The following is a 15,536-nucleotide window of genomic DNA, read 5'->3' as shown; positions in this document are numbered from 1 at the left end:
CCCGCCCGGTCGTCTCAGCCGGCGAAGGGGCGCACCGGCCGGCCGCGCACGCCGACGTCGGCCACGAACAGCGACCCGGCCTGCGGGTCGGCGTCGAGGTCGGCGTTCTCCCTCGACGTGGTGATGAACAGCCGGTCGAGGCTCTCGCCCCCGAAGGTGCAGGCGGTGGTGTTCGCCGCCCCGACCTCCACGCGCTGGACGAGGCGGCCGTCGGGGCTGAAGCCGTAGACGAGCCCGGAACCGTACGCCGCCGCCCACACCCCGCCCTCGGCGTCGACGGTGAGCCCGTCGGGCCGGCCGCCGTCGGGCAGGGCGGCGAAGGTTCGGCGGTTCGTGAGGCCGCGCTCGTGGTCGTGGTCGAAGACGGCGATCTCCCCGGTGGGGGTGTCGTCGTAGTAGGCGAGCGTGCCGTCCGGGCTCCACTCGAGGCCGTTCGAGACGGTGACGCCCTCGAGGACCACGCTCGTCGAACCGTCGGGGTCGAGCCGGTAGAGCTTCGCGGCGCCCTCGGTCTGGTCGTAGGCCATCGACCCGCAGTAGAAGCGGCCGTCGGGGTCGCACCCGCCCTCGTTCATCCGGACGTCGGTGGTGCTCCACAGCTCGGGCAGCGCGGTGACGGTTCCGTCGGGGGCCTCGAGCGCGAAGCCGCGCTCCACGCCGATGACCGCACCGCCGTCGACCCGCGGGCGGACGACCGCCGCGACCGACCCGACGTGCTTCCGGTCGAGCCCGCCGTCGGCCCGCAGCGTCATCACGTCGCCGGCGAGCATGTCGACGAACCGCAGCCCGCCCCAGCCCGGGTGCCACACCGGCCCCTCGCCGTGGAACACCTCGGGACCGGTCACCTGCTGCGCGCGCATGGGTACGAGTCTGTCGCGCGGCCGGTCGGCCAGCGGGGAGGGTCCGCCGCGGTCCTGCTGAGAAGGCGTCGCTCGATCACCGCTCGCGTGCGCGGTCACGCTCCCCGCGGCGGCCACGACTGATCGAGTGAGCCGATCTCAGTAGGGCAGGCTGTGGCCGTGATCGTCGTGCGGCGCGGGTGGTGGCTCTACGACGGCCTGGTCGAGCTGCCCGTGGACGTCGTCGGCCTGACCTACGACCACGACTTCGCGGTGTTCGAGGAGGACGGGACGCTCGAGCCGGACGACAAGCCTCTCGAGCCTGATGCGGACGGCCTCATCTATTACGTGCGGTTCCGACGCGCGGGCGAGCTCACCGCGCCCTGGTCCTTCGACTGGGCCGGCACTCCGGACCTGACGGCAGCGATGCGGATCGCCCAGGACCTGGCGCCGACGCCGATCAGGTGGGAGTGACGTCGCGCCGCGCCCAGGTGCGACCGGCGAGCCGCCAGGGGAGCCGGTCGGGCTCGGGCGCCGTGACCTCGCCGGCCGCGTGGGGGAACGGCAGCGGGAGGTCGAGCGCCGTCAGCGAGTGCGCGGGCAGGTGCACGACGCCGTCCCGGACCTCGACCCGGGTCCGTTCCGGGACCACGCACGAGGGGTTCGCCACGTCGTTGTACGCGTCCGGCCCCGGTCCGGCGAGCACCGTCGCGTCGAACGTCCCCGTCGGCGCGTGCCCGCCGAGCGCGAGCGTGCAGGCCACGGCGTCGGAGGGGTGCCGGTTGGTCAGCGCGACGCTGACCCGGCCGTCGTCGTGGAGCGTGGCCAGGTGGTCGACCACCGGGACCGTGCCGCCCTCCAGGTCCGCCCCCGTCCCGGTGCTCGCCAGGACGCGCTCGCCGAGCAGGGTGGCGTACATGGCCAGGACGTGGAACGTCGTGCGCCGCACGACGCCGTCGGGGTGCACGAAGAGCGGCCCGCGGGCGTTGACGCTGGGGGCGATGTTGGCCATCCGCACGACGTCGGCGTTGCGCAGGCACGCGTTGAGGAAGCCGGCGCTGAACAGCGCGTCGGCCATCGTGTAGGTCTCGTTGCGGTCGTTCCGGTCGCGGGCCGCGATCAGCTCGGGGGCGTTGCCGTCCGGGTGGTGCCAGCCGCGCAGGTTCCACTCGTCGAAGGCGATGCCCAGCCCTCGGCCGACCCGCTCGCCGAGCCCGGCGGCCCCGATGATGTCGCGGGCGCGCTGGATGTCGGCCTGCGGACCGAGCGAGCGGCCGACGGCGGACAGGTAGTCCGAGGGCTCGTCGACGAGGTTGAGCACGTCCCAGTAGCCGTGGATCGAGATCAGGTCGAGGTGGTGGCCGGCGGCGGTGAGCAGCGGCAGCGTCCAGTCGAGGTCGGCCCGCGCGGCCGTCAGCAGCGTGACGTCCTCGTCGACGTGGCGGATCATCTTGGCCGACTCGCGCACCAGGCTCGCCCATTCCGAGGCGGTCTTGGCGCCCATCTCCCAGTCGCCGTAGTTCTCGTTGCCGATGCTCCAGAAGCGCACGTCGAAGGGCTCGACCGAGCCGTGCTCGGCGCGCAGGTCCGCCCAGTGGCCCCGGCCGGCCGGGAGGTTGCAGTACTGGACCCAGTCGCTCATCTCCTCCGCCGTGCCGGTGCCGGCGTTGGTGCAGATGTACGGCTCGGCGCCGATCGCGCGGCACCAGTCGACGAACTCCGCCGTGCCGAACGTGTTCGGGTCGGTGACGCGCCAGGCGAGGTCGTACGCGGGACGCCGGGCGGGGCCGACCCCGTCGAGCCAGTGGTAGCTCGACACGAAGCACCCGCCCGGCCACCGCACCACCGACGGGCGCAGCTCGCGCAGCGCCTCGACCACGTCCAGCCGGAACCCGCGCGCGTCGCTCAGCGGAGAGTCCGGCTCGAAGATCCCGCCGTAGACCTGGCGGTGGAAGTGCTCGACGAAGTGGCCGAAGACGTCGCGCGAGTACGCCTCGCCCGGGCCGGCGAGGCCGACGTCGACGGTGGCGGCCGTGGCCGCAGCGGTGCCCGGGTCGGTCATCCGAGCGACACGGCCGTCCACGACACCGGCGGCAGCGACACGGTGAGGTGGCCGTCGGCCACGGCGGCGCTCTCGTTCGGGCCGACGCCGACGCGCTCGCGGTCGGCCAGGGTGTTGGCGGCGTAGATGTCGTCGTCGGTCAGGGTGTGGGTCTCGAGCACGGCGACCGCGCCGAGGCGGGCGACGTCGACGGTGACCGTCGTCGCCTCGGTGAGCGACCGGTTGACCAGGAAGACCGCCGAGCGCCCGGTGGCCGGGTCGTGCGTGGCGACGGCGTCGACGAGGGGCACCTCGCCGTAGAGGGCCGTCGTGTACGTGTCGCCGGTCAGGCGCACCTCGAGCGCGTCGCCGACCGCGAGCCGGGAGGTGATCGCGAACGGGAAGAACGTCGTCTGGCGCCAGGCCGGGCCGCCGGGCTCGGTCATGATCGGCGCGATCACGTTGACCAGCTGGGCCAGCGAGGCCGAGGTGACGCGGTCGGCGTGCTTGAGCAGCGAGATCAGCAGGTTGCCGACGACCACCGCGTCGATGACGGAGTAGGAGTCCTCGAGCAGCCGCGGCGCGGTCGGCCAGCGCTCGATGTCGGTGATCTGCTCCTCGGCGTGGAAGCGGGTGTTGTACCAGACGTTCCACTCGTCGAAGGAGATGTTGATCCGCTTGCTGCGGCCCAGCTCGGCGCGCACCGTGTCGGCGGTGGCCACCACCGACTCGATGAAGTGGTCCATGTTCGTCGCCACGGCGAGGAAGCTCCCGGCATCGCCGTCGCGCTCCTCGTAGTAGGCGTGGCAGGAGATGTAGTCGACGTCGTCGTACGTGTGCCGCAGGACCGTGTGCTCCCACGACCCGAAGGTGGGCATGGACGCGTTCGAGCTGCCGCAGACCACGAGCTCGAGGTCGCCGTCGAGCTGGCGCATCGCCTTGGCCGTCTGCGAGGCGAGCTTGCCGTAGTCCTCGGCGTTGCGGTGGCCGAGCTGCCACGGCCCGTCCATCTCGTTGCCCAGGCACCACATCCTGATGCGGTGCGGGTCGACCCGGCCGTTCTTGATGCGGGCGTCCGACAGCGTCGTGCCCGAGCGGATGTTCGCGTACTCGAGGACGTCCACGGCCTCGAGCACGCCGCGGGTGCCGAGGTTGACCGCGTACATCAGCTCGCTGCCCACCTTCTCCAGCCAGCCGGCGAACTCGTCGAGGCCGACCTCGTTGCTCTCGGTCGAGTGCCAGGCCAGGTCGAGGCGCGAAGGGCGCTCCTCGCGCGGGCCGACCGAGTCCTCCCAGCGGAAGCCGGAGACGAAGTTGCCGCCGGGGTAGCGGATGGCCGAGACGCCGAGCTCGCGGACGAGCTCCATCACGTCGGTGCGGAAGCCCTCGGGGTCGGCGCTGGGGTGGCCGGGCTCGTAGATCCCGTCGTAGACGCAGCGGCCCAGGTGCTCGACGAAGGAGCCGAAGAGGCGCCGGTTCACGGCCCCGACGGTGAAGTGCGGGTCGAGCGTCAGGTCGGCTGAGGGCATGGCAGGTCCTTCGGTGGTCGGTTCAGGCGGGAGGGACGGGGGAGTGAGGAGAGGGAGCCGGGGCCCGGGAGCCCCGCCGGGCTACTTGAGGGCGCCGATGGAGAGCCCGCCCTGCCAGTACTTCTGCAGGGACAGGAAGGCGATCACGAGCGGGATCACCGACACCAGCGAGCCGGTGATGATCAGGCCCCACAGCGACGTGCCGCCGCCGTTGTTGGCCGAGGCCTGGCCCTGCCACAGGCCCAGGCCCACGGTGATCGGGAAGAGCTTGGTGTTGGCCAGCATCGCCAGCGGCAGGAAGTAGTTGTTCCAGGTGCCGACGATCGAGAGCAGCAGCACGGTCACGACGGCCGGGCGCAGCAGCGGGAAGGCCACCCGCAGGAACGTCTTGACCTCGCCGGCGCCGTCGACGCGGGCGGCGTCGAGGAGCTCGTCGGGCACGGCGTCGGCGGTGTAGACCTGCATCAGGTAGACCCCGAACGGGTTGAGCAGCGAGGGCAGGATGACCGCCCAGATGCTGTCGGTCAGGTTGAGGTTGCTGAACAGCACGAAGGTCGGGATGACCAGCGCGGTCAGCGGCACCATGACCGAGCCGAGCAGCAGCGCGAGCATCACCCGGCGCCCGGCGAAGCGGAACTTGGCGAAGCCGTAGCCGGCCAGCACCGCGAGCACGGTCGCACCGAGCCCGCCGGTCACCGCGTACAGCAGCGAGTTGCCGATCCAGCGCAGGTAGATCCCGTCGTTGTAGGTCGTCAGCTCCTTGAGGTTGGCCCAGAGGTTGAACTTCTGGTCGAACCACAGCGCGCCGTGCGTGCCGCCGAACAGGCCCTGGGCGTCCTTGGTGCTGGCCACGAACAGCCACCACAGCGGTACGAGGAAGTAGACGACGAGGATCGCCAGGAAGACGTGCGGCAGCAGCGTGCGCTGCTTGGGGCCGCGGACGGAGGAGGCGCGGCCGGGCCGCGCGGAGACGTCGCTCCTGGCACGGACGGCGGTCGGTGCGGTGGTGGTCATGCGATGCTCCCGCGCTTGCGAGTGGCGAACAGGAAGATGTAGACGGCGATGAAGACGACGATGCCGAGGGAGAAGCTGATCGCCGAGGCGTAGTTGAAGTTCGCGTAGGCGAAGGCCTGGCTGAAGGCGTAGATGTTCGGCGTGAAGTCCGGCGTGATCGTGCCGTTGGAGATCAGCCGCAGCGCCTGCGGCTCGGTGAAGAACTGCAGGGTGCCGATCAGAGCGAACACCAGGATCAGCAGCAGCGCCGAGGAGATCATCGGGACCTTGACCCGGAAGGCGATCTGCCACGAGCTCGCCCCGTCGATGCGGGCCGCCTCGTAGATCGAGGAGTCGATGCCGCGCAGCGCCGCGAAGATGATGATCATGTAGTAGCCGGCCCACTGCCAGGTGACGACGTTCATCAGCCCGCCGAAGACGTGGTCGGGGTCGAGCAGGAACGGCGCCTGGGCGCCGAACACGTTCGCGATCTGCTGCATCGGTCCGAACGTGGGGCTGTAGAGGAAGCCCCACATCAGGGCGCCGATCACCGCGGGGATCGCGTACGGCAGGAAGATCATCAGCCGGGCGAAGCGGGCGAAGCGCGTCGTCAGGCTGTCCAGCACGAGCGCCAGGGCGAGCGAGACGAACATCTGCACCGGGATGAGCACCAGCGCGAAGCGCACGACGAACCAGACGCCCTTGAGGAAGGACGGGTCGGTGAAGGCGGTCTGGTAGTTCTTCAGCCCGGCGAAGACGACGCCGGTTGCGAGGCCCTTGCTGTAGAGGCTGAGGTAGAAGGCGTAGAGCAGCGGCGCCACGAGGAACGCCAGGAAGACGACGGCGAACGGGAGGACGAACAGCAGCCCGGTGCGAGAGCGCTTGCGCTCGTTGAGGCTGCGTCGTCGGACCGGCTGCGAGCGGGTGGTGCTGGCCGGCGCGGGCACGTCGGCGGCGGTGACCTGGGCCATCCTGCGGCTCCTTGGAAGCGGGACTCGTACGGCGGGAGGGGTCGCCGCCGGTCCGGGCGGGTGCCCGGACCGGCGGCGCAGGGCCTACTGCGTGACCTTGAAGCCCTGGCTCTCGGCGTACTTGACGATCTCCGCCTGCAGGTCGTCGGCGGCCTGGTCGCCGGTGGCCTTGCCGGCGTTGATCTTGGCCAGCTGCGCCTGGAACTGCGCGTAGTAGTAGGTCGTGATCGGCGCGTAGACGACGCCCTTGTACGCGTCCTCGGCCGGGAGGTAGACCTCCTTGTTGGCCTGCTGGCCGCTGAAGAAGTCGGTCTTGTTCTCCTTGAACTCGGTCGAGTCGAGGACGGTCTTGCTCAGCGGGAAGATCACCTGGTTCTTCCAGCCGTCCTCGAGCGAGGCCTGGTCGGCGTAGATACCCTTGGCCACCGTGGCCGCGAGCGTCTTGTTCGTGGCCTGCGTGGTGACCGCGAAGGCCGAGCCGCCCCAGTTCACGCTGACGGGGTTCGCCTCGTCCCACTGCGGCAGCGGGGCGACGGCCCACACGCCCTCGGACTTGCCCTTGCCGACGCCGGCGCCGGTCAGGTAGCCCGGTGCCCAGGCGGCGGAGGTGTAGGTCGCGTACTTGCCGCTGACCACGCCGGAGATGTAGTCGGTGGTGAACTGGTCCTGCTTGCCGACGAGGCCCTTGCTGGCGAGGTCGGCCCAGTAGTTCAGCACGTCCTTCGAGGCCTGGTCGTTGAGCTTGATCGTCAGCGCCTGCGGGTTGGCCGGGTCGTAGCCGAACGGCACCGCGCCCTTCTGGATCTGCAGGGCCATGAAGGCCGCGGGGACGTTCGAGCCGAGGTCGCCGAAGAAGGGGCCCCCGGCCGCCTTGACCTTGGCCGCGCTCTCGGCGAACTCGGCCCAGGTCTTCGGCGGGGTGATGCCGTACTTCTTGAACACGTCGGTGCGGTAGATCAGGCCCATCGGGCCGCCGTCGACCGGGATCGCGAAGACCTTGTCGCCGGAGGAGACGTCCTTCCACGCGCCCTCGGAGAAGTTGGGCTTGACGTCGTTCGCGCCGTACGGCACGAGGTCGACGAGCGCGTCCTGGATCGAGTAGCTCGACAGGTGGTCGGCCTCGAGCATGACGACGTCGGGCAGGCCCTTCTTGGCCGAGATGGCGGTCTGGACCTTGGTGTACTCGTCCTGGCCCTGGCCGACGTTGTTCCAGCAGATCTGCACGTCGGTGTGGGCCGCGTTGAAGTTGTCGACGACCGTCGCCATGTTCGGGTACCAGCCCCACACCGACACCTGGGGCGCGTCGTTCTTCATCTTGTTGGTGCAGTCGGTGAGCTTCGGGCTCGTGCCCGTCTCCTGGGCTCGGCCCGGCGCATCGCCGCCGCCGCCGGAGTTGTTCGCGCTGGTGGCGCAGGCCGAGAGCGTCAGGGCCAGGGCGATGCCCGAGGCCGTGGCGAGCAGAGACTTCCGCATGAGTTTCCCCTTCGTGCTGCGTGGACTTCGTCGTCGACCGGTGGGGGAGCCGGACTCGTCCGGCTGGTCACCGTGGGGCTCGCCGGACGGCGGGGTCGCTCTCGCGGGGCACGCAGGGCTCGCGGGGCACGATCGTCGTCGACCGGCCGGGCGGCGGACCGCCCGTTTACAACGTTATAGGGAAACGTTGTAGGGCGATTCTGCGAGGACGGCTGAGGGATGTCAAGGAGGTGCTCAACAACGGTTCGGTATCGGCGTGTCGCCGCCCGCGCCGGTGGGTCAGACGACGGCGGTCGACTCGCGTTGCTGCAAGCGGAAGGTCGTCAGGTGGTCGCGCGGGGCGACGTCGGCGTCGGAGCCGTCGATGCGCCCCACGAGGTAGCGCAGCGCGACCTCGGCGATCTCCTCGCGCCCGGGGTCGATGGTCGACAGCGACGGCAGCGTGTACGCGGTCTCGTCGACGTCGTCGAAGCCGATGATCGCCACGTCGTCGGGGATGCGCAGACCGGCCTCCTGCATCACGCGCAGCGCGCCGAGGGCGATCTGGTCGTTGAAGGCCACGACGCCGTCGAAGTCGGTGCCGCGCTCGAGGAAGCGCCGCATGCTGTCGGCGCCGTTGCGGCGGTACCAGCCGACCACGTCGACCACGAGGTCGGGGTCCTCCTCGATGCCGGCGCCGGCCAGGGCCCGGCGGTAGCCCTCGAGCCGCAGCGCCGCCGACCCGAGGCCCTGCGCCGGGTCGGAGCCGAAGGCCACGAGGCGGCGCCGCCCGATGCTGACCAGGTGCTCCGTCGCGGCCTGCGAGCCCTCGACGTTGCGCATCGTGACGTGGTCCTTGGGCCCGTCGAGGATCCGCTCGCCGAGCAGCACCATCGGCGTCCTGATCTTTCCGAGCAGGTCGGAGTCCGCCGCGCTCAGGGCCAGCGCGCTGAACAGCACGCCGTCGACCATCTGCATCCGTGGGCCGAGCAGCAGGCTCAGCTCGCGGTCCCGGTCGCCGTTGGACTGCGAGATCATCACCGACAGCCCGCGCGCCTCGGCGGAGCGGACGACGACGTCGGCCAGCTCGGCGAAGTACGGGTTGCGCAGGTCCGGGATGATCAGGCTGAGCAGGCCGGTCTTGCCCGAGCGCAGGCCGCGGGCGCTGAGGTTCGGCTTGTAGTCCAGCGTCGCGATCGCGTCGAGGACGCGCTGGCGGGTGGCCGGGCGGATGTGCGGGTAGTCGTTCATGACGTTGGAGACCGTCTTGATCGACACCTCGGCGAGGCGGGCGACGTCGTGGATCGTCGGGGTCATCGGCGTCCTTCCGCGGTCGCTGCGGCAGGAGTGTATGACGCGGGGCTGGTCACCCCGACGACCGAGCAGGCCCGGGCCGGCCTAGACGAAGAGCGGCTCCAGGCCCCAGGCGCGGGAGAGCTCGCCCATGGCGTCCTCGTCGGGGCGCCGCAGGCCCTCGGCCTCGAGGCGCTCGACCGCGTCCAGCACAGTCGGCAGCACGTGGATGTCGCCGACGGTGTTGAGGAACACCCCGGGCCGGCCGAGGACCCACGCGACGGCCGTCTCGATCGCGCCGGCGTCGGTCAGCGGCTCGTACCAGGTGGCAGCGTGCCGCTCGGCGCCCTCGATCCACGGCGCCTTGGTGATCGCCTTGATCGTCTGCATCGCGACGCCGCGCTCGTCGCACAGCGCCGCGAGCGCCTCGAAGTCGTCCAGGTAGGCGCGGTTCTGGGCCATCGCGTAGTTGTACGGCAGGAGCACCGAGGCGAAGTCGAAGCGCTCGAGCGAGCGCAGGTGCTGGCGGGCGACGGTCACGCCGTGGCCCGTCACGCCGACGTTGCGCACGAGGCCCTCGTCACGGGCGCGGACGGCCGCCTCGAGCACGCCGTCCGGGGCGTACGCCTGCTGCCACTCGGCCTCGTCGACGAGGTTGTGGAGCTGGAGCAGGTCGACGTGGTCGACCCCCAGCCGCTCGAGCGAGCGGTTGATCTCCGCCCAGGCCGCCTCGCGGGTGCGCTCGCCGGTCTTGGTGGCGAGGAACACCTCGTCGCGGTGCTCGGCCAGGAACGGCGCGAGCCGGAGCTCGGACTCGCCGTAGCTGGCGGCGGTGTCGAGGTGGTTGATGCCGTGGCGGCGTACGAGGGCGAGGGTCTCGTCGGCCTCGTCCTGCGTCACCTCCGACAGCGCGGCCGCGCCGAAGATCACGCGCGTGCTCTCGTGGCCGGTGCGGCCGAACGCCAGGGTTGACCTCATGGGGCTGAGGCTACGCAGGTCCTCGGCGCCCGGGTGGGGGAGGTCGCCCCGCCGCGGGCCCTCGGCTCAGCCTCCGGCGCAGCAGCTCGCGGAGCAGGTCGGACCGCAGCCGTGCGCCGCCCCGTCGTCGTGCAGCGCGGCGGCGGGGCTGCAGCAGCCGTCGCCCCGCCAGGCCTGGAGCCCCTCGCGGACGGCGACGCCGGCGATGACCAGGCCGGCGACCGGGTCCGCCCAGGACCAGCCGAGGAGCGAGTTGAGCGCGAGCCCGACCAGCAGGACGGCGGACAGGTAGGTGCACAGCAGGGTCTGGCGGGAGTCGGCCACGGCCGAGCGGGAGCCGAGCGCCCGGCCGGCCCGGCGCTGGCCGTACGACAGCAGCGGCATCACCAGGAGGCTGACGGAGGCGAGGACGAGCCCGACGCCCGAGTGCTCGGCGGTGCCGGCCCCGAGCAGGGAGCGCAGCGAGTCGACCGTGACGAAGACCGCGAGTCCGAAGAAGGACAGGGCGATGACGCGCAGCGCCCTGCGCTCCCGCGCCTCGTGGTCGGTGCCGGCGAACTGCCAGGCCACGGCGGCGGCGGAGGCGACCTCGACGACCGAGTCGAGCCCGAAGCCGACCAGCGCGCTGGAGGACGCGGCACGCCCGGCCGCCAGCGCGACGACGGCCTCGACGACGTTGTAGGTGATGGTGGCCGCGACGAACCAGCGGATCCGGCGGGCGAGGACCGCCCGGCGGGCCGGGGACGGACCGAGCTGGAGCGTGGTCACGACGTCACCCCGTCCTCGCCGCCGCAGCAGGCCGGGTCGACGACCAGCACGAGGTCCAGCAGGTCGCCGAGGGCGTGGCCGAGACGCGCGTCGCTCAGCTCGTAGCGCGTGCGGCGGCCCTCGGGGACGGCGACGACCAGGCCGCAGCCGCGCAGGCAGGTGAGGTGGTTCGACATCGCCTGCCGGCTCACGCCGAAGGACTCCGCGAGGTCGCCCGGGTAGGCGGGGGCGTCGCGGAGCGCGAGCAGCACGCGGGTGCGCGTGGGGTCCGACAGCGCGTGCCCGAAGCGGGCCAGCGCGTCGGTCGAGGTCGACGTCGAGGTCAGCACGACGACGACGCTACATCGTCGCGTGTACGGTCAGGTGCTCGACGGCCCGCGCGGCTAAGGACGCGTCCTGAGGTGGTGGTCCGGCCGCATGGCGCCCCCGGCAGGATTCGAACCTGCGCTCCCGCCTCCGGAGGGCGGTGCTCTATCCCCTGAGCTACGGGGGCTCGTGACGGCGTCGTGCGGCAGATCATCTCGTGCAGATTGTGCTCGACGCGTCCCGGCCTGGACCGGAGAAGAATGTACCAGTGCGGCCGGGGCCCTCGCGCCGCGAAACCGCCCACCGGACACCCGCCCGCTCCGCGAAGGACTGCCGCACCCCATGACCCACACGCACGTCGCCGGCTCCATCCACGCCGACGCGGCCTCCCGCGCACCGGGCTGGCTGGCGGTCCCCGACGACGTCAACGCGCTGATGCCCAAGCTCTGGAGCGAGGGCGTGGGCAAGGATGCGGACGGGGTGCTGACGGTGGCCGGCCTGGACGTCACCGAGCTCGCGGCGACGGTGGGGACGCCGGCGTACGTGATCGACGAGGCGGACCTGCGGGCGCGGGCCCGGGCCTTCGCCGAGGCGTTCGCGGGCTGGAACGTCTACTACGCCGGCAAGTCCTTCCTCTGCACGGCGGTCGCGCGCTGGGTCGCCGAGGAGGGGCTGGGCATCGACACCTGCACCGGCGGCGAGCTCGCGGTCGCCCGGCGGGCGGGCATCGACATGGCCACGGTCGGGCTGCACGGCAACAACAAGAGCGTCGAGGAGCTGGTGGCGGCCCTCGAGGCGGGCGTCGGGCGGATCATCGTCGACTCCTTCGACGAGATCGCCCGGCTCGGGCACCTGGCCGGGGAGCTCGGGCTCCGGCCCCGCGTCATGGTCCGGGTGACGACGGGCGTCGAGGCCCACACCCACGAGTACATCTCGACCGCCCACGAGGACCAGAAGTTCGGCTTCTCGATCGCCGGCGGCGCGGCGGCCGAGGCGCTGGCGCTGTGCCAGGCCGACGAGCGGCTCGACCTGGTCGGCATCCACTCCCACATCGGCTCCCAGATCTTCGACGCCGCGGGCTTCGAGGTCGCGGCCCGGCGGACGCTGCGCCTGCACGCCGACTTCGCCACCGAGCACGGCGTCGAGCTGCCCGAGATGGACCTCGGCGGCGGCTTCGGCATCGCCTACACCAGCCAGGACGCGCCCTCGACGCCCGCGCAGCTGGCCGCGGCGATGAACCGCATCGTCGACACCGAGTGCGCCGCGCTCGGGGTGGCCAGGCCGCAGCTCTCGATCGAGCCCGGGCGCGCGATCAGCGGCCCGAGCGGCTTCCTGCTCTACACCGTCGGCACGGTCAAGCGGGTCCGCCTTGACGGGGGCGCGAGCCGGCTCTACGTCGCGGTGGACGGCGGGATGAGCGACAACATCCGCACGGCGCTGTACGCGGCCGAGTACTCCGCGACGCTCGCCTCGCGCCGCTCCGCGGCCCCGCCCACCCTGGCCCGGGTCGTCGGCAAGCACTGCGAGGGCGGCGACATCCTCGTGCGCGACGAGTTCCTGCCCGCCGACGTCACGCCCGGCGACCTGGTCGCGGTCCCCGCCGCCGGCGCGTACAGCCGGAGCATGGCCAGCAACTACAACCACGTGCCGCGCCCGCCCGTGGTGTCGGTGCGCGACGGCCGGGTCACCACCCTCGTGCGCCGCGAGACGCTCGACGACCTCCTCGCGCTGGACGTCGGCTGAGCACCGCGGGGGAGCCCGTGACGTGCGCCGGACTGTGGAACATGTCGCGCGGATCGGCGCGGGATGCGGAACAATCCCGGCGGAAGGCTTGCCGCGCCGTGACCTCCGGGCGGCGACATGCGGTGCAGGGAGACCCTCGGTGACAGCGATCGACGTACGGCCCTCGGCGGAGCCCCGCTCCTCGAGGGGGTCCTCGGTCGACGCCGGACGCCCCCTCAAGGTCGCGCTCCTCGGCTGCGGCACGGTGGGCTCGGAGGTCGCGCGCCTCATCGTGGAGCAGGCCGAGGACCTGCGCGCCCGCATCGGCCGGCCGCTCGAGCTCGTCGGGATCGCGGTGCGCCGCGCGCACCGCGACCGTCCCGGGCTCGACCCGGCGCTGTTCACCACCGACGCGCAGGCGCTGGTCGCCCGGCCCGACGTCGACCTGGTCATCGAGGTCATCGGCGGCCTGGAGCCGGCGCGCTCGCTGATCCTCGCCGCGCTCGCCAACGGCGCGTCGGTCGTCACCGCCAACAAGGCGCTGCTCGCCGCGGACGGGGCGTCGCTGTTCAGCGCGGCCGAGGAGCACCAGGTCGACCTCTACTTCGAGGCCGCGGTCGCCGGGGCCATCCCGATCATCCGGCCGCTGCGCGAGTCGCTGGTCGGCGACGAGATCACCGCGGTCACGGGCATCGTCAACGGCACCACGAACTTCATCCTCGACCTCATGGACACCGAGGGCGCGGGCTTCGCCGAGACCCTCGCGCAGGCGCAGGAGCTCGGCTACGCCGAGGCCGACCCGACGGCCGACGTCGAGGGCTTCGACGCCGCGGCCAAGGCGGCGATCCTGGCCAGCCTCGCCTTCCACACCCGCGTCACCGCCGCCGACGTCTACCGCGAGGGCATCGCCGACGTCAGCTCGACCGACATCGCCTCGGCCCGTGCGATCGGCTGCGTGGTCAAGCTCGTCGCGCTCTGCCAGCTGTCCGAGGACCTCGGCGACGGCGCCGGCCGCAGCGTCTCGGTGCGCGTGCACCCGGCGATGATCCCGCGCAGCCACCCGCTCGCCGGCGTCGGCGGGGCGTACAACGCGGTGTTCGTCGAGTCGCGCTCCGCGGGGCGGCTGATGTTCTACGGCCCCGGTGCCGGGGGCTCGCCGACCGCCAGCGCGGTCATGGGCGACCTCGTCACCGTGGCCCGCAACCGGGTCCGCGGCGCCGTCGGGCCGGGGGAGTCGACGTACGCCGCCCGTCGGGTGTCGCCGATCGGCGACGTCACGACGCGCTACCACCTGTCGCTGGAGGTCTCCGACGTCGCCGGCGTGCTCGCCGCGGTCGCCCAGGTCTTCGCCGAGCACGGGGTCTCGATCCAGACTGTGCGCCAGCAGGGTCGCGGCGACGACGCGCAGCTGGTCGTCGTGACCCACCGGGCCACCGACGCCGCGCTCAGCGCGACCGTGGAGGCCCTGCGCGACCTGCCGTCGGTGCGGGACGTGACCAGCGTGATGCGTGTGGAGGGAGAGGCGTGAGCCCGACGAGCACCGTCAGCGAGGCGGCGGCCCAGCGGACGGTCATGGCCCGGGCCACGGTCGGCGTGATCGCGCGCTACCGCGCGTGGCTGCCGCTGGCCGACGACGACCCGGTCATCACCCTCGGCGAGGGCAGCACGCCGCTGGTCCTGGCCGAGCGGCTGTCGGAGGAGCTGGGCTGCGAGACCTGGGTCAAGGTCGAGGGCGCCAACCCGACCGGCTCCTTCAAGGACCGGGGCATGACCATGGCGCTGTCCTCCGCGGTCGCGAGCGGCGCCAGGGCCGTGGTCTGCGCCTCCACGGGCAACACCTCGGCGTCCGCCGCGGCGTACGCGTCCAAGGCCGGGCTGCAGACCATCGTGCTGCTGCCCGCGGGCCGCATCGCGACCGGCAAGCTCGCCCAGGCGATCGTGCACGGGGCCAAGGTCGTCCAGGTCGACGGCAACTTCGACGACTGCCTCGAGCTCGCCCGCAAGCTGAGCCACGACTACCCGGTGGCCCTCGTCAACTCGGTGAACCCGGTGCGCATCGAGGGCCAGAAGACGGCGGCCTTCGAGGTCGTCGACGTGCTCGGCGACGCGCCGGACCTGCACGTGCTGCCGGTCGGCAACGCGGGCAACATCACCGCCTACTGGCGCGGCTACACCCAGTACCTGGCCAACGGCCCGGCCACCCGGACCCCGCGGATGTGGGGCTTCCAGGCTGCGGGCGCCGCCCCGCTCGTGCTCGGCCACCCGGTGCTCGACCCCGAGACGGTCGCCACGGCGATCCGCATCGGCAACCCGGCCTCCGCGGAGCAGGCGATCGCGGCCCGCGACGAGTCCGGCGGGCGGATCGACTCGGTCACCGACGAGCAGATCCTCGCCGCGCAGTCGTTCCTCGCCGCGACCGAGGGCATCTTCGTCGAGCCGGCCTCGGCGGCCGGCGTCGCCGGGCTCAAGGAGCTGCGCCGCACCGGCGAGCTCGAGGCGGGCCAGCAGGTCGTCGTGACGGTGACCGGGCACGGGCTCAAGGACATCGACACCGCCCTCGCCGGGCGCGGCCCGGTGCGGGCCGAGGTCGTCGCGCCCGACCTGCACGCGGTCGCCGGGGTGTGCGGGCTCCGATGAGGAGCCA

At 72.3% G+C, this 15,536-nt stretch carries 14 protein-coding genes and 1 tRNA gene; 4 read left to right on the top strand and 11 right to left on the bottom strand.

Features of this window, described 5'->3' with window-relative positions; translation table 11 throughout:
* Positions 1–14: 14 nt before the first annotated feature.
* Entirely contained in the window at positions 15–860 is an 846-nt protein-coding gene (locus BLU42_RS08230) for an SMP-30/gluconolactonase/LRE family protein (RefSeq protein ID WP_091074030.1), read from the bottom strand.
* A gap of 159 nt (positions 861–1,019) precedes the next feature.
* Between BLU42_RS08230 and BLU42_RS08225 the strand changes: the two genes are divergently transcribed.
* Positions 1,020–1,313: a hypothetical protein gene (locus tag BLU42_RS08225; protein WP_157719884.1), complete on the top strand. Its 294-nt coding sequence runs from the start codon at positions 1,020–1,022 to the stop codon at positions 1,311–1,313.
* Here the strand turns inward: BLU42_RS08225 and BLU42_RS08220 are convergent.
* From BLU42_RS08220 to BLU42_RS08175, 10 genes are all read right to left on the bottom strand, one after another.
* Entirely contained in the window at positions 1,300–2,901 is a 1,602-nt protein-coding gene (locus tag BLU42_RS08220; protein ID WP_091074028.1) for an alpha-L-arabinofuranosidase C-terminal domain-containing protein, read from the bottom strand. The genes BLU42_RS08225 and BLU42_RS08220 overlap by 14 nt on opposite strands.
* Entirely contained in the window at positions 2,898–4,409 is a 1,512-nt protein-coding gene (arfA, locus tag BLU42_RS08215) for an arabinosylfuranosidase ArfA (protein WP_091074027.1), read from the bottom strand. The genes BLU42_RS08220 and arfA overlap by 4 nt, the downstream gene beginning before the upstream one ends.
* A gap of 81 nt (positions 4,410–4,490) precedes the next feature.
* Positions 4,491–5,423: a carbohydrate ABC transporter permease gene (locus BLU42_RS08210; protein ID WP_091074026.1), complete on the bottom strand. Its 933-nt coding sequence runs from the start codon at positions 5,421–5,423 to the stop codon at positions 4,491–4,493.
* Entirely contained in the window at positions 5,420–6,373 is a 954-nt protein-coding gene (locus tag BLU42_RS08205; RefSeq protein ID WP_091074025.1) for a carbohydrate ABC transporter permease, read from the bottom strand. Before BLU42_RS08205 ends, BLU42_RS08210 begins: the two co-directional genes overlap by 4 nt.
* A gap of 84 nt (positions 6,374–6,457) precedes the next feature.
* Positions 6,458–7,846, bottom strand: a complete 1,389-nt coding sequence (locus BLU42_RS08200; protein WP_091074024.1) for an ABC transporter substrate-binding protein — start codon at positions 7,844–7,846, stop codon at positions 6,458–6,460.
* A 279-nt stretch (positions 7,847–8,125) separates the two neighbouring features.
* A complete protein-coding gene (locus BLU42_RS08195; protein ID WP_091074023.1) occupies positions 8,126–9,142 on the bottom strand; it encodes a LacI family DNA-binding transcriptional regulator in 1,017 nt (338 codons plus the stop codon).
* An 81-nt stretch (positions 9,143–9,223) separates the two neighbouring features.
* A complete protein-coding gene (locus tag BLU42_RS08190) occupies positions 9,224–10,096 on the bottom strand; it encodes an aldo/keto reductase (protein ID WP_091074022.1) in 873 nt (290 codons plus the stop codon).
* A 66-nt stretch (positions 10,097–10,162) separates the two neighbouring features.
* A complete protein-coding gene (locus BLU42_RS08185; RefSeq protein WP_091074021.1) occupies positions 10,163–10,864 on the bottom strand; it encodes a cation transporter in 702 nt (233 codons plus the stop codon).
* Positions 10,861–11,190, bottom strand: a complete 330-nt coding sequence (locus BLU42_RS08180; RefSeq protein WP_407940266.1) for an ArsR/SmtB family transcription factor — start codon at positions 11,188–11,190, stop codon at positions 10,861–10,863. Before BLU42_RS08180 ends, BLU42_RS08185 begins: the two co-directional genes overlap by 4 nt.
* Before the next feature lie 92 nt (positions 11,191–11,282).
* Positions 11,283–11,357 (bottom strand) — tRNA-Arg (locus BLU42_RS08175).
* 155 nt (positions 11,358–11,512) lie between these two features.
* On the opposite strand from BLU42_RS08175, the gene lysA reads away from it, so the two are divergent.
* The 3 genes from lysA to thrC all read left to right on the top strand — a co-directional run bounded on the left by lysA (position 11,513) and on the right by thrC (position 15,529).
* On the top strand, positions 11,513–12,913 hold the full coding sequence (gene lysA, locus BLU42_RS08170; protein ID WP_091074019.1) for a diaminopimelate decarboxylase: 1,401 nt from the start codon (positions 11,513–11,515) through the stop codon (positions 12,911–12,913).
* Positions 12,914–13,061: 148 nt separating this feature from the next.
* Positions 13,062–14,420: a homoserine dehydrogenase gene (locus BLU42_RS08165; RefSeq protein ID WP_091079818.1), complete on the top strand. Its 1,359-nt coding sequence runs from the start codon at positions 13,062–13,064 to the stop codon at positions 14,418–14,420.
* 44 nt (positions 14,421–14,464) lie between these two features.
* Positions 14,465–15,529, top strand: coding sequence for a threonine synthase (gene thrC / locus BLU42_RS08160; protein ID WP_091079815.1), 1,065 nt, complete (start codon positions 14,465–14,467; stop codon positions 15,527–15,529).
* Positions 15,530–15,536: the final 7 nt, after the last annotated feature.

The organism is Microlunatus sagamiharensis (genome assembly GCF_900105785.1).
Taxonomy (GTDB): Bacteria; Actinomycetota; Actinomycetes; order Propionibacteriales; family Propionibacteriaceae; genus Microlunatus; species Microlunatus sagamiharensis.
This window is presented reverse-complemented; position numbering and strand designations above follow the sequence as displayed.